13 protein-coding genes and 1 pseudogene are annotated in these 13,718 nt (G+C 35.3%); 5 read left to right on the top strand and 9 right to left on the bottom strand.

The genetic code is table 11. The annotated features are described in order from the left end of the window. The first annotated feature begins 96 nt into the window (after positions 1 to 96). Positions 97 to 324 (top strand): hypothetical protein, encoded by a 228-nt coding sequence (locus ABR854_RS25245; protein WP_350268642.1) that lies wholly within the window; start codon positions 97 to 99, stop codon positions 322 to 324. A gap of 6 nt (positions 325 to 330) precedes the next feature. Here ABR854_RS25245 and ABR854_RS25250 read toward each other — a convergent pair whose 3' ends face one another. Further along, the gene (locus ABR854_RS25250) at positions 331 to 747 is read right to left on the bottom strand and encodes a hypothetical protein (RefSeq protein WP_350268643.1); all 417 of its coding nucleotides are present in this window, start codon (positions 745 to 747) and stop codon (positions 331 to 333) included. Positions 748 to 995: 248 nt separating this feature from the next. Between ABR854_RS25250 and ABR854_RS25255 the strand changes: the two genes are divergently transcribed. Both ABR854_RS25255 and ABR854_RS25260 read left to right on the top strand, forming a co-directional pair. Beyond that, positions 996 to 1,829, top strand: coding sequence for a tyrosine-type recombinase/integrase (locus ABR854_RS25255; RefSeq protein ID WP_350268644.1), 834 nt, complete (start codon positions 996 to 998; stop codon positions 1,827 to 1,829). Beyond that, positions 1,829 to 2,992: an IS91 family transposase gene (locus ABR854_RS25260; RefSeq protein WP_502881238.1), complete on the top strand. Its 1,164-nt coding sequence runs from the start codon at positions 1,829 to 1,831 to the stop codon at positions 2,990 to 2,992. The genes ABR854_RS25255 and ABR854_RS25260 overlap by 1 nt, the downstream gene beginning before the upstream one ends. A 616-nt stretch (positions 2,993 to 3,608) precedes the next feature. Here the strand turns inward: ABR854_RS25260 and ABR854_RS25265 are convergent. The 4 genes from ABR854_RS25265 to ABR854_RS25280 all read right to left on the bottom strand — a co-directional run bounded on the left by ABR854_RS25265 (position 3,609) and on the right by ABR854_RS25280 (position 6,351). Continuing rightward, a complete protein-coding gene (locus tag ABR854_RS25265) occupies positions 3,609 to 4,187 on the bottom strand; it encodes a hypothetical protein (protein ID WP_350268646.1) in 579 nt (192 codons plus the stop codon). Positions 4,188 to 4,193: 6 nt separating this feature from the next. Continuing rightward, complete coding sequence (locus tag ABR854_RS25270) at positions 4,194 to 4,598, bottom strand: bifunctional nuclease domain-containing protein (RefSeq protein ID WP_350268647.1); 405 nt, start codon at positions 4,596 to 4,598, stop codon at positions 4,194 to 4,196. Positions 4,599 to 5,032: 434 nt separating this feature from the next. After that, positions 5,033 to 5,680 carry a hypothetical protein gene (locus ABR854_RS25275; protein ID WP_350268648.1) on the bottom strand — a complete coding sequence of 216 codons (648 nt, stop codon included), beginning with the start codon at positions 5,678 to 5,680 and terminating at the stop codon, positions 5,033 to 5,035. A 419-nt stretch (positions 5,681 to 6,099) separates the two neighbouring features. Continuing rightward, a complete protein-coding gene (locus tag ABR854_RS25280; protein WP_350268649.1) occupies positions 6,100 to 6,351 on the bottom strand; it encodes a hypothetical protein in 252 nt (83 codons plus the stop codon). 197 nt (positions 6,352 to 6,548) lie between these two features. On the opposite strand from ABR854_RS25280, the gene ABR854_RS25285 reads away from it, so the two are divergent. After that, on the top strand, positions 6,549 to 6,707 hold the full coding sequence (locus ABR854_RS25285) for a hypothetical protein (RefSeq protein WP_350268650.1): 159 nt from the start codon (positions 6,549 to 6,551) through the stop codon (positions 6,705 to 6,707). A gap of 85 nt (positions 6,708 to 6,792) precedes the next feature. On the opposite strand, the gene ABR854_RS25290 is transcribed toward ABR854_RS25285, so the two are convergent. Further along, a complete protein-coding gene (locus ABR854_RS25290; RefSeq protein ID WP_350268651.1) occupies positions 6,793 to 7,158 on the bottom strand; it encodes a hypothetical protein in 366 nt (121 codons plus the stop codon). A 191-nt stretch (positions 7,159 to 7,349) separates the two neighbouring features. Between ABR854_RS25290 and ABR854_RS25295 the strand changes: the two genes are divergently transcribed. After that, on the top strand, positions 7,350 to 7,601 hold the full coding sequence (locus ABR854_RS25295) for a hypothetical protein (RefSeq protein WP_350268652.1): 252 nt from the start codon (positions 7,350 to 7,352) through the stop codon (positions 7,599 to 7,601). 45 nt (positions 7,602 to 7,646) lie between these two features. On the opposite strand, the gene ABR854_RS25300 is transcribed toward ABR854_RS25295, so the two are convergent. From ABR854_RS25300 to ABR854_RS25310, 3 genes and pseudogenes are all read right to left on the bottom strand, one after another. Further along, the gene (locus ABR854_RS25300; RefSeq protein WP_350268653.1) at positions 7,647 to 8,798 is read right to left on the bottom strand and encodes a tyrosine-type recombinase/integrase; all 1,152 of its coding nucleotides are present in this window, start codon (positions 8,796 to 8,798) and stop codon (positions 7,647 to 7,649) included. A 473-nt stretch (positions 8,799 to 9,271) separates the two neighbouring features. Beyond that, entirely contained in the window at positions 9,272 to 10,225 is a 954-nt protein-coding gene (locus ABR854_RS25305; protein ID WP_350268654.1) for a DUF6089 family protein, read from the bottom strand. 84 nt (positions 10,226 to 10,309) lie between these two features. After that, a pseudogene (locus ABR854_RS25310) lies at positions 10,310 to 13,718 on the bottom strand (hypothetical protein); the annotation flags it as partial.

The following is a 13,718-nucleotide window of genomic DNA, read 5'->3' on the forward strand; positions in this document are numbered from 1 at the left end:
TTGGATAACTTTGTGACCGCTCTGATATGCTGTCCAACGGACAGCAGGCACGCTAAGAACCCAAGCCAAGAATTATGCTGCCGAAAGTAAATTTGCATGGAAAAATACAGAAAAGCAAATGAGTTGGGTAAAACTTTGCGAGTCGAAGAAAAGTTGGCAAAAATACCACTCAGAGAACTTGTCGAACGCCAACTTTGCAAGCAGAAAAACCTAAATGGAGTAGGAGGGAACTGTCCTGTCCAACGAGAATATGTGTTTGAAAAATTGAAAACCCAGCGAATTTTGCGTGTCGAATGTAACTTTGAGCTAAAAATACTGAATTAGATACTATTAATGCTCAACTGTAGCTTTTTCAATAATTAGATTTATATCAAACCCATTTTCCGCAAACACAGATTTGGCTATTTCAAAGTCAATATGGTTTTGTGGCTTTCCGTATGTAGGAATGTAGTAAATTTCGTTCTCTTCCCCAAAAATAAACAAACCTAAATAATCTGCAATTTTACAGGACATATCAAACAAATCATCGTTTGGAGGCGTAGAAATAGCATAGTTATCGTCGTTATCAAACGCACAAACCATTTCCCATTTCTCATTTACTTTGTACAAAACAACTTGGTCATACATATTTGTCCAAGTTTTTGAGTCATCTAACTTAAATATTGGATTTATTAAGCAAAATTCTTTTAATTTTTGTATGTTGATTGGTTTTTTGTCAAGAGAAGACATCCCAATTGTGTATCCCATGTTTTTATATTTTTTTATTTTTCCAACGACCAGCATTGTGATGGTTTTGGAGTGATTTTAGAGTTAATTAATTAAATATCAAGCCTTTACATAATGCTTCGCGTTGAACCAACAACTTTGTTGAAGGGTTTTGTAAAAATAGTAAAAAATGGATTACTTTAGCAACTCACTTTAAACAATATTTGAGATGTTAACAAAAAAACAGTTTTTATGTCGCTGTTAAGCTGAGTGCAGAGTCGGAAAAGCTTTTGCGGGAATTAGAAAATTACCTAAGAGCTAAACGCTATTCACCTCGAACCGTCACCAATTACAGCTATGAGATTCGGTATTTGCTGAGTCATTATTCCGACCGCTCGGCCTATAGTTTGATTCAGACCGACATCATCAATTACCTGACTTACATCCAAGAGCATTTCAATGCTTCGTGGGGCAAATGTCATACCGCTGCCCAGGCTATGAGCTGCTTCTTTCAACACATTCTGCAACTACCGGCCATCCGAGCTCGTTCGTTTTATCCCCTCAAAAGACAAGTGTACCCCAATATTCTGACTCAGCAGGAGGTGGGAATGGTCATAAATAGTTGTGAAATCTTGCAACATAAGGCCATTGTATCAGTTTTTTATGGAACCGGCATTCGTCTGAGCGAATTACAACACCTGAAATTGAGCGACCTTGATAGACCAAATTTACGGCTAAGAGTGGCTCATGGCAAAGGTAATAAAGAACGCTACACCTTACTTTCAGAGAAGTTATTGAGTCTATTAGAAGAATATTGGCGAGCGTATCGTCCCAAAGTTTACCTCTTTGAGGGGAAACTGGTAGGCAAACCCATGAAGGCTCGAACGATTCAGTTTCATGTAGCGAGTGCGATTGGTCGTGTGGGCTTGTTGAGCCCCGAACGTCGATTGTCTTGTCATACCCTGCGTCATAGTTTTGCCACCCATCTGCTGGATGCAGGCACCGACGTCCATACCATTCAGCAGTTGTTGGGTCATTCGCATATCTCTACGACCATGGTGTATCTACATCTGCAAGAGAGCAAACGTCGAAATATCATCAATCCTGTAGATAGCTTCTTATGATGAGTACGCAAGAAAGTTTACAAGGGATTTTTAGCAAAGCACAAAACTTAGGGTTTAATCCTTACTCGAAGAGCGTTTTTGGGCAACTGAGTACTTGTCGGACCCTTGCCAATGGCTATCATCTGAGTCAATGCAACGATTGTGGACATCAGCAGATGCAGTTCCATGGTTGTGGTAATCGGCATTGTCTGTTTTGTGGTCACTTCGGTCGAGAGCAATGGGTCGGCCAACGCCAGCAAGAGTTACTGCCAACGACTTACTATCACGTGGTCTTTACGCTGCCCCATGAACTGAATAGTTTGGTGATGGGCAATCGTACTTTACTGTATAATTTGCTATTAGAGGCATCCTCTCAGACGCTCTTACAGTTTGGCAAAGACCCCAAATATCTGGGTGCAGAAATTGGTATAACGTCAGTACTGCACACGTGGGGCCAAAATTTATCTTTTCATCCGCATGTTCACTGCATTGTCAGTGGGGGTGGTTTCGATGGCAATCAATGGCAAAATAGTAAGCGAGTTAGTGGGAAGTTTCTTTTTCCAGTGGGAGCTTTGAAGATAGTCTTCAAGGCAATCTTGATGAAAGGTTTGCGGAAACTACGGTCAAAACTTCGACTCAATAACCTTGATTTTGACGAATTATTGAGTCAAATTGGTCGAAAACCGTGGAATGTGTATGCCAAACGCCCCTTCGGCGGTGCGATGGGAGTTTTAGAATACTTGGGTAGATACACCCACCGAATCGCCATCAGCAGTAATCGCATCACCGAGGTAGGGCAATCAACGCTCAGTTTTAACTACAAAGACTACGCCGATGGCAGTAAAGTCAAGCAAATGACGCTGAGTCACGAAGAATTCCTGCGGCGTTTTGAGCAGCATATCCTTCCACGGTATTTTGTTAAGATAAGACATTATGGATATTTACGCAACCGAGGCAAACACGAACGGATCAAACAGATACTATCGAGCATGGCATTATCGGAGCGGAAACCTATACCCAAGCTGAGTGTTGAGCAGTTTATGCAGGAAAAATACGGGACAGACATCGGTCGGTGTCCATGTTGTGGTGAAGGCAGAATGGTATCAGTCGCAGTGATTTATAGTCTCCGTTGCGAACCCATAGAAGTAGTATTGGAAGTAAGAAACAAGGCTTCACCGGAGTAAAGATTGATTGAAAAGAGGCGACATCAATCAAATGACATTTGGCAAGGCTTAATCCCAAGATTTGGGTAAGGGTATTTATTGCTTAATAGAAGCTAAAGGCCAAAGAAAGCCATGTTTTGAGCCAAAAATAGTTGAAAGGGGAGTAGAAACGCATCTACTTTTTACCCTAATAAATTTCTTGGCACTCCCCGTTGTCGGCCAACTCAAGATAGACAAAAGCCCGATATACCTTCGAGTATATCGGGCTTTCTTGTGAGGGCTTTCGTCTATCTTTCAGATTGTTGGAGCTGACGAACATAGCGACCGCTCTGATATGCCGTCCCACGGACGGCAAGCACGCCAAGAACCCAAACGCACCAACTACGCTGCTACAAGTAAATTTGCACTTAAAAAAACAAAAAAGCAAATGAGTTGTATAAATCTTTGAGAATCGAAGAAAAGTTGGCAAAAATACCAATCAAAGGACTTGTCGCAGACCCACTGTGAGAGCAGAAAACCCAAAAATAGAGTAGGAGAGAACTGTCCTGTCAGGCGAAAACTGTGCGTTTGAAAAACTGAAAAACCAGCGAATTTTGCTCGTCGAAGGTGACTTTGAGTTATAAATTATCAAACCACATTAATCAATTTTCTTCATTTCAAAAGTTTCGTTTAATTTGCCAAAATGGAAATAGAATTCATCCTGATTTATAATTTCTTCATGTAAAAGAAACATTAGCCCTTCATACTGGTCTTGAAATGGGATAAATTTAGTGAAACTTGTATAAGTTTTGAATAATACTTCATCTCTTTTTTTATAAATTTTGGATATGAAATTATCCACTTCAACTTGATTATCGTGTTCATATATGAAAACAATATATTTATTATCACTTATGAGCATCAATTTAGTTTTTTCTCTGTTCCAAAAATAGTAATATGTAAAAATAAATCCAGTTATTAATATAAAACATATAATTATAGCCTCTTCGCTTTTAATTGAGACGTAGAAAAGGGATAAATAAAAATATAAGAAAATAAATATGTATTTATTTTTAACTTTTTTTTGTCCTAATAATGTGTTTTTTGATATTTTTTCAAAACTATATTCAGAATTTTCACTCTCAGAAAAAACTTTAATTCCATATGGCATTATTGAAAAATATTTTTCTTGTTTTTGAAAAAAACCAATCTTAATTGATTGTTGAAAAGTTTCCATTAAGCATTAATTTTTAATTTTAGTTCCATATTGATGAAGTAAGGTATCTACAATGTATATAGGGGCAGAGTTTATTGCAGATATTATTAGTGCATCATTAACGGCTGAATCTACAGAATATATATTTTTACCGTTAGAGTAATACACTAAGCTATTGTAAGTTCCTTCAAAAAGATTATCAATTACAATTTCTGTTACTCTATAATTTAAAGGTTCTAAAATTTTGTTAATTAATGTGTGCGGTAACATTAAGTCAGCTCTTTTAGATATTGCTCCATAAAGCAATACTGCTTGTTGTTTTCTCACTCTAATTCCGATTACATATTCGGTATTTTGTAATACGACTGTAAAATCTTTTTCATCTTCAATACTTTCTGTAATGGTACTTATGTGAACTTTTATTTTGTTCATTTTATTTATCTTTTTAACTTCCAACGACCAGCATTGTGATGGACTTGGAGTAAATTTAGAGTTAATTAATAAAGCATCAGACCTTTACATAATGCTTTCGAGTTGGACAAAACTGACTTTGAGTCCGCTCTGATAAGACGTCCGAAGGACGGCTTGCACGCCAACTAACCCAAACCAGCCAATCTGATTGCTGAAAGTAAATTTGCACGGAAAAATATAAAAAAGCAAATGAGTTGAGTAAAACTTTGAGAATCCAAGAAAAGTTGGCAAAAATACCACTCAGAGGACTTGTCGCAAACCCACTTTGCAAGCAGAAAACCCTAAATTGAGTAGGAGAGAACTGTCATGTCCGCCAAGAAATATGCGTTTGAGAAACTGAAAAACCAGCGAATTTTGCTTGTCGAATTGGAAAATAACTGCTTGTATTTAGCTTCTTAAAGCCACTTTTTTAGGTATTCTTTTCTTGACTTTAAAATTTCGAAACTTTGTCTTGCACTTGCATTCATTTTTGATTCATTGCCGTAATATCCTAAATATTCGGTCATTGTTTCGATAATATAATTGTTTGCTCTTTCGAATTGACTTGATAAAATCAGAGCATCAATTTCTGTCAATTTTGAACCAGCTTTTTCAGATAGTTTTTCCCAATTCTCATTGTCTGTAAAAAATGTTAATCCAAAGTCAATAAAATTGGATTTCAGTTCATTCATGATTTCTTCTTTAGGACTTTTTAAAAAGTCGTATTCTGTACCATTTCTAATTGCATGATTCATTTTAATTAAACTTTCGTTATTTGTATTTAAGTAACCTGAACCAATGAGAGGTATTTGGGGGAAATTCTTAGTCCACCAACTTTTGTAGGTTGAACAATAAACTAAGTATTGGTCTCCATATTTTATAATGAAACCTTCTGTGTTTCTAAGATTTCCACTAAATTTTATTGTTTGAACAAATCCATTAGAAAGTTTTCTTTTGAAAGCCAATTGTGATTCTGAAAATTCAAAGTCATAACTTTTGTAAAAATCTTTTACGTATTCATTTATAAAGTTTAAAAAAACGTGCTTTGGTTGCATTTTTTTCATAATTCCAACGACCAGCATTGTGATGGACTTGGAGTAAATTTAGAGTTAATTAATAAAGCATCAGACCTTTACACAATGCTTTAGAGTTGGACTAAACTGACTTTGCGTCCGCTCTGATAAGACGTCCGAAGGACGGCTTGCACGCTAAGAACCCAAGCCAGCAAAACCGAATGCTGGAAGTAAATTTGCACGGAAAAATGAAAAAAAGCAAAAGAGTTGGATAAAATTTTGAGAATCGAAGAAAAGTTGGCAAAAATACCACTCAGAGGATTTGTCGCCAGCCAACTTTGCAAGCAGAAAAACCAATTAAACTACCAAAAAGCTATCCTGTCCACCGAGAATTATGCGTTTGATTTTTAGAAAACTTAGCGATGTTTATGTGTCGCAAATTAATAAAAACTGTCGAAACTATACTGTGCTTAAACCCAAAACTGCCACCATTTTTTATTTTTAGATTTACTAATTTGCGAGGAATGGCGAAATATGTAGTTCCCATTTGCATCAATTACGTCATAAAATCCATGCTCACAATGTTGTAAAGTATCACCTTCAAAAACTATCTTGCTTGAAATTTTATCTAAATTAATTATTCCTTCTTGTCCAGACTGTGTTTGAATTGTTACATAGTTTTCAGCAATGTTTTTGATTGTAATTTTCCCTCTGTAAATCATTGAATAGAAAATTTTCCAACGACCGCAAATGAGAAGATTGGAAGTGATTTTTGAGTTAACTGATTGAATATTAAACTTTTACTTATTTGCTCGTGTTGGGACTGATGAACTTTGCGACCGCTCTGATTTGCTGTCCAACGGACAGCAGCACGCCAAAGAACCCAAGCCAAGAACTATGCTGCTGAAGGTAAATTTGCATGGAAAAATACAAAAAAGCAAACGAGTTGGATAAAACTTTGCGTGTCGAAGAAAAGTTTGCAAAAATACCACTCAGAGGACTTGTCGCCAGCCTACTTTGCAAGCAGAAAATCCTAAATAGAGTAGGAGAGAACTGTCCTGTCCGCCAAAAATTATGAGTTTGAAAAACCGAAAAACCAGCGGATTCGGCTCGTCGAACGAGACTTTGAGCCAAAAACTGTCAAACTATTTTAGACGCATACGTTACCAACTTATAATGATAAATGTTTCACCTTCATTGAAGTGACTTAAAAACTCTACATTGAACGTTTTAATATAATTTTTAGATATATAAGAATAAAGTTTTTGGAGTTCACTTAATGTTGTTAAGCATCTATCATTTTCCATCTCATCATAAAACTTGGAAATCACTCCTCTTCTCTGAAATGCTAATTCTTCGTAATAGAATACAAAATCATTATAAGGTTGTTCTCCCTCAAACTCAAAAGTTTTACTTTGTTGAAATTTATCAAAAAATAAGAGTAATTCAGGGCTTTCACTCACTAATAAATATGAATTTGGGTCAACTGGATTTTTTAAAATTCGTGCAAGTGTTATATCAAGTCCCATTTTGAACCTATATATTTTTTGAAAAGATTCCAACTAGTAAAAGTACGAACCTGGCTTAATTAATTATTCCTTCATAAATAACTGATAATCAACTAAATTGTCGTTAATTAAGCAAATGTTGGAGTTTAATTTACTTAACTTTTGCAATATTTATTAAAACTTATTTAATTTACAAATAAATCATAAAATAATTGAGAAAAGAAATATTTGTTAAACGTGTTTGGTTGGTCAATGGATATCCCGACTACTTTGTTGGGGATGATAATAAAATGTATCGTATCAAAAAAGATGTCAATGTCAGAGCGTGTAAATTGACCCAAATCGGATACTCGCAAGGATATGTTTTGAAAAGTCGGTTTTTCACTTTGAGTCGATTAAGGTCAATGCTTCTAAAAAACGATAATGCTGACTCTGAGACCATGTTTCTTATTATCAATATTTAATTCCCTTAATCTATTTCCAATCCTTTCAAAACATCTTTTCATATTCTAACGGCGTAAATGATCAAACGGGCTCATTACTTGCTTCAATGCCTGACTACTTACGTGTGTATAACGCATGGTCGTTTTGATGTCTGAATGCCCCAAAAGCTCCTGAATATACCTAATATCTGTACCTGATTCGAGTAAATGGGTCGCAAAACTATGTCTTAGCGAATGAATACCTACGTGTTTGTTTATCTTGCATTGCTTGATTACGCCCGCAAATACCTTTTGAATGCTTCGCTCACTGATCGCTTCAAAGTCATATTCATCTTCAAAAAGATATACTTTTGGTCTGTATTCCTTGAAATAAGTTCTTAGCAAATCCAATATATTTTCTGATAGAAACACATATCGGTCTTTTTTCCCTTTACCATTTTTGATAAAAATTGTTTTCTCATATTTATTGATATGGGCTATTTTTAAGTGTGAAGCTTCGCTCAATCGAATACCTGTCGAATAAATCAAGCTAAATATGGCTTTATATTTTAAACTTTTGGTGTTTTCTAAAATTGAGAGTATTTCTTGCTGACTAAGTACCTGAGGTAAAGGCTGAGCTTTAAGGATTTTAGGTGTCTCAAAATAGACCGTTCTTGGAAATCCCAAAATGTTTTCTTGGTAATACTTATAGGCATTGATGACTACATTGAGCGATGCACCACTCAGTTTTCGCTTCGTCACCAAATAATATAGATATGTTTCAAACTCCGATTGCGAAATATCACTAAGGTATTTGGGACTAAAATAATGAATCATTCTGATGAGTTGGCTGCGGTAATTACCGATAGTTTTGTAGCTATAATTACGTAGCTGCATGTGTTTGTGCAAAGCAATTATGATAGGATGAGCATTTTCTTCACGATAACTTGGGGTATTCACCCATGGTTTTCTGATTCTCACAAAGTATTTTTCTATTTCCTTGTTAGTGATCTTAGGTCTATATTGCAAAATAATTTCTTTGGCAAACAGACAGTTTTCTTTACCAAATAGTTGTCCAATCATCGACACGTTTTGACGAGTGTTGGGTACCAACCAACCTTTTCGAGAGCGGCTAAATCGGCGTTCTGGAATTTGGCTAATAAAACGATTCAAACTGAGGTCTTCAAATTCGACTAAAAGTTGATCGGATTCTTTTTTATCTATCTTTATTTTAATCATACAGCATAAAATTATCTTACTAAGTTAGGATTGAAAATTGAAAACTCAAATAAGTGAAAGGAAATATTTGACCTCTGGACGAACCAATTAAATATAGATGAACCAATATTTATGATTAAAGTAAAGAGAGATAAATGTGCCTTCTTACTGATGAGTCAAAAAAGACTATTTGTAACAGTTAAACGAAAACTTGAAATTGGAATTTCGCAAAACGGTCCATTCTTAGAAACATGTATTTATCGTTATTTTTATAAGTAGTTAATATAGAAATCTAATTGTTTAACTTAATCAAATTCAGCAATGAGGCTTTACAGTTAGTGGAAGATTTAAGAGTTAATAACAACCCCAAATGGAGACGATTATTGGTCGGCGTGTGATTTGGAAATATTACCGAGAGCTAAATTCATTAAAATAAGGTATTAGAATTTTATAAGATACTTCTTACTAATCTGTAAAAAAATAACTATTTTTGATCAGTTGCACTTAATTTTTTTGTCGAAATAATACCTTAATCTCAGACTTGTAGTCCAATAGGAATCGTTTCTTGCATCGCCACGCTCGGGGAATGGATTTGGATAACCAATAGTTGGCGGGAGTGTTTTACCTGTCAAATAAATAGGAAATCCTTGTCGATTACTAACATCATTGAAGTTATTTACTCGACTTTGGCCTGTTTGAGCAGCTACCAATTCGGTACTTCTATTTTCAAAAATATCAGATGTGGTACTATATGTGGCTTGAGTAATATCATCAAGGGCATCAGTAAAGGTAATTCGGTAGGAAACTTCGGCAGCTAAATCGAGTTTGGGGCTTAGTTTTTTTCTTATTCCTAAACCAATTGGTATGCTAACATCAAATTTAATATTGTTTTGTGAAATATTGATTATCCTCCAAGCTCCTTTTTCATTTGTATCTGCATTAAATTTTTCTCTTGCCAAAGGCTGGTTGATGAAAAAATTAATACCAGAAAATAAATAGGGTATTTGATTTGGTCGGTTGGAAGTTCGGTTGCTGAAACCATTTTGAAGATTAATAATCCCTGTAAGTGAAACCTCTTTTAAATCATTTCTGAAATGAAGGTTTCTAAGAAATTGTAAATCAAATGCATCTGTTTGAGGCTTAAATTCCATATTTTTCTTGGTAAATGCAAAATCGTCTCCCGAAATTCTGACCCAAGAAAAACCTGTTCGAACAGCGAATAGTGGAGAGAACTGCCAAGTTATGTGAGAAGATAGATTCCAGCGAACTGTAGAAACATAAGAAAATATATTGTTATGTGGGTGAATATCACCTAAATATTGAGCTGTACCACCACCAAAATCAATAGAAAAAGTTTTATTGAAACGTTCCCAAGGTAATTTATATTTTCCTTGGGCATTACATTGATGTTGCTTTACAAGCAATAGTATAATGAATAATTTTTTCACGGTTGTTATATAAAAAGAAATGACTTACTCATCTCGAGAATGTTACATCCTTACATTTTTAAATTGGTTTCTCTAAAGTTTCAATTAATGTGCAACCACCCTCATAATACACCTTTTACCTTTTTCATCAGTAAACACTAAATAATTGACATTTCTCATAATATTCGAAACTTTAATTTTATAATAATTATTTTCCGTCAAGGTAGCATCAAGCCCTATTTCTTGCCCAATAGTATCATAAAGTTTGATTTCCTTAACTTTAATGTTTCTGTAGTATGCATTAAAATCAATCCCTTTTATGACAGGATTAGGGAATGCTGTACAAATTGGTGTCTTATCAAATTCTACTTGTTTTGGGTCTAATACTTTTCGAGTACCATCTTTATCTACATATATTATTCGATAACAATTTATGCCGCTATTTGGGAAATTATCTATAAATTCATAATCGCTACCGACTCCTTTACCACTAACTTTACCGATTTGTACGAAATTCACACAGTCCGTACTTCTTTCAACAATGAAATAATTACTTTCGACTTCAAGATTTGTTGTCCATACTACTAAGGCAGATTTTTCATAATGCTTACTTACATCATACTGAATGGTAGTCATATACTTATTGGCCGTAGCACCAATTTCAGAGAAACGATGAAGGTCAAATTGCAAGTAAAAACTTTCTTTGCTAAATACTTTCCCGATAATGTTTTTATAAAGCACTTCACTTACTCCTTGCGTGAAATTATCGTTATCTTCAAAGCCACAATTTTCTCTGATGCCATCGTAATGAACGATATTGAAATCATTGATGGTGAGTAATGGTAGTTTAACAGCCTTTTTATAATCATTCAATTCAGTATCTAAGAAATATATCTTAAGAGAAACTGCAACATCGAATGAGTCTTTAAGCGAACTTTTGATGTCAAAATATCTACTCATCAGTCTTGTGCCAAAACTTGTTGCTGGTATATTTTCTTCGCCATTACCGTAATGTCTGATTTTTAAAGTTACTCTTCCTAAATTTTGTCCATTAGGGTTTACTGAGGCATAGAGTCTTCCAAAATTGTCATATAAGTCAAACCATTTATTTCCATTTACCGAATCGACCGACGCTTGTAAACAATCAATATCTCCAACCACAAACATGGCTGGATCTTCGTCATCTTCATCGTTTTTGGCTTTTACTCCTCCAACTGTATCAAATCGTTCATTGCCATCTCCTAAAATATAATCATCAGTTGGCGAATTTTCTTTGCCACCAATATCATTACTTGGATTTTTATCAAAACGGCTATCAACATCGGCATTAATAACAAATTTTGCATCTTTATCTCGTGTAGCTCTAAAAATTTCTGATTTGTTGATATACGCACCTGCTTGAGTAGTCGGTTTAATTTTCAACAGTATTTCAAAAGTTGTGCTATCGCCCCCTGCTAAACTATCTATTCTTGTAATAGCATTTGTATCTATCGAAACAATTTGATTGTTCGCCATTAAAGTATCAATTGATAAACTCCAACGTTGGTTGATATCATTTGTTTTTAAAAGTATTGCACCTTTTGGAATATAATCAACTACATCAATGTTATAAACTTTTTGGTTTTTGCATTGATTGAAAACTGTTATCTCGAAACGAACCGAGTCGCTCGGCATATAAACTGCCGTTACGGGATTTGATAATAATCGTTTACGAAGAGCCAAATCTAAACAAGTATCACCAACCGCAACTCTGATGAGGGCAGGGTCGGCATCATCTTCATCATATTTTTGAATAATTCCGCCAACGGTGTCAAATTGTCCATCGCCATTACCTAAAATATAATCATCCGTTGGTGAATCTTCTTTGCCCCCAATATCATTGTTTGGATTTTTATCAAAACGACTATCAATATCAGAAGTAAGGTGATTTTTGCCTAATTTATCTAAATCAGCACCAAAAATCTCTGCTTTGTTTATTAAATCTCCATTTTGGGTATCGGAAGAAATTCGCATTTTAATAGTCAAAGTCCGACTCTCACCGATTGACAAGCTATCAATTCTATTGACTATTTCATTCGAATTTATTGTCCAACTATTACCTACATAAATCATTCCGAGAGGAATATAATCGATTACATCAATATTATAAGCTTTGGCATTTCCTTGATTGTAAACAGTAATATTGAATGTGACTAAATCGTTTGGTTTAAACTCTGATTTTGAATCTACAACCGTTTTTCTTAATGCAAGGTCAAAAGCTGCTGGTTTGCAATCATTTATGGAAATATTTACGGGAACTCGCAAACTTTCACATCCATCTTGACTGACTTGACTCACAAAATAATTTCTTTGACCAATTTCATGTGAAGTAGGTTCAGGTATAGATATGCTTGCATTGATATTTTCATACCAAACAAGCTTATTATATGCCCCAAAACTAATGTTAGATAACGATATTGGACTACCAAGACAAGCAACAATATTATCTAAAATAGTAGGAGGTTCTGTGGTTTTTCCATCTGAAATGCTTATATTTTGTGTAATGTTACAACCTGCTGCATCACTTATCGTAAGAGAATAAACTCCTGCTGAAAGGTTTTCAATTGAAGCGGAAGTTTGGCCATTACTCCAATTGTATTTATATGGTATCGTTCCTCCATTCACAAAAGATGTGATAGAACCAGTATTGGCATTTTTACAAAGAATATCTCTTACTTCGAATTTTGCCGTTATTACTGTTGGTTGAGTAACTGTTGTAAAAGTTTGTGCGGTACAGCCATTAGCATCTTTCACCGTTAAGGTATAATTGCCTGCCGAAAGAGCTGAAAATACATTACTACTTTGGAAAGTCGAACCATCTTTTGAATAAGTATATGCCGTTGTACCACCACTCGCCGATAAAATGATGCTACCTGTGCTGTTAGCTTGACAAGTCAAATTCGTTGGGGTAGCAGTCAAAGTCAATAAATTCGGTTCAGTCAACGTGGTACTTGCCGTTGCCGTACAGCCATTGGCATCTTTCACCGTTAAGGTATAATTACCTGCCGAAAGAGCTGAAAATACATTGTTACTTTGGAAAGTCAAACCATCTTTTGAATAAGTATATGCCATTGTGCCACCGCTTGCCGATAAACTAATGCTACCCGTGCTGTTTGATTGACAAGTCAAGTTCGTTGGGGTAGCTGTCAATGTCAATAATTCTGGCTCAGTCAACGTGGTACTTGCCGATGCCGTACAGCCATTGGCATCTTTCACCGTTAAAGTATAATTGCCTGCAGTTAATGCTGAAAATACATTACTACTTTGGAAAGTCAAACCATCTTTTGAATAAGTATATGCCATCGTGCCACCGCTCGCCGATAGGCTGATACTACCCGTGCTCTTTGCTTGACAAGTCAAATTCGTTGGGGTGGCTGTCAATGTCAATAAATTTGGTTCGGTCAAAGTTGTACTTGCCGTTGCCGTACAGCCATTCGCATCTTTCACTGTTAAAGTATAATTGCCTGCCGAAAGA

The sequence above is a fragment of the Emticicia sp. W12TSBA100-4 genome (assembly GCF_040253585.1).
Lineage (GTDB): Bacteria > Bacteroidota > Bacteroidia > Cytophagales > Spirosomataceae > Emticicia.

Bases quoted from the DNA above. Each gene is read 5' to 3' on its own strand.
- ABR854_RS25265 (WP_350268646.1), bottom strand. From the start codon at position 4,187: ATGGAAACTTTTCAACAATCAATTAAGATTGGTTTTTTTCAAAAACAA.
- ABR854_RS25245 (WP_350268642.1), top strand. From the start codon at position 97: ATGGAAAAATACAGAAAAGCAAATGAGTTGGGTAAAACTTTGCGAGTC.
- ABR854_RS25260 (WP_502881238.1), top strand. From the start codon at position 1,829: ATGAGTACGCAAGAAAGTTTACAAGGGATTTTTAGCAAAGCACAAAAC.
- ABR854_RS25250 (WP_350268643.1), bottom strand. From the start codon at position 747: ATGGGATACACAATTGGGATGTCTTCTCTTGACAAAAAACCAATCAAC.
- ABR854_RS25300 (WP_350268653.1), bottom strand. From the start codon at position 8,798: ATGATTAAAATAAAGATAGATAAAAAAGAATCCGATCAACTTTTAGTC.
- ABR854_RS25275 (WP_350268648.1), bottom strand. From the start codon at position 5,680: ATGAAAAAAATGCAACCAAAGCACGTTTTTTTAAACTTTATAAATGAA.
- ABR854_RS25290 (WP_350268651.1), bottom strand. From the start codon at position 7,158: ATGGGACTTGATATAACACTTGCACGAATTTTAAAAAATCCAGTTGAC.
- ABR854_RS25270 (WP_350268647.1), bottom strand. From the start codon at position 4,598: ATGAACAAAATAAAAGTTCACATAAGTACCATTACAGAAAGTATTGAA.
- ABR854_RS25280 (WP_350268649.1), bottom strand. From the start codon at position 6,351: ATGATTTACAGAGGGAAAATTACAATCAAAAACATTGCTGAAAACTAT.
- ABR854_RS25285 (WP_350268650.1), top strand. From the start codon at position 6,549: ATGGAAAAATACAAAAAAGCAAACGAGTTGGATAAAACTTTGCGTGTC.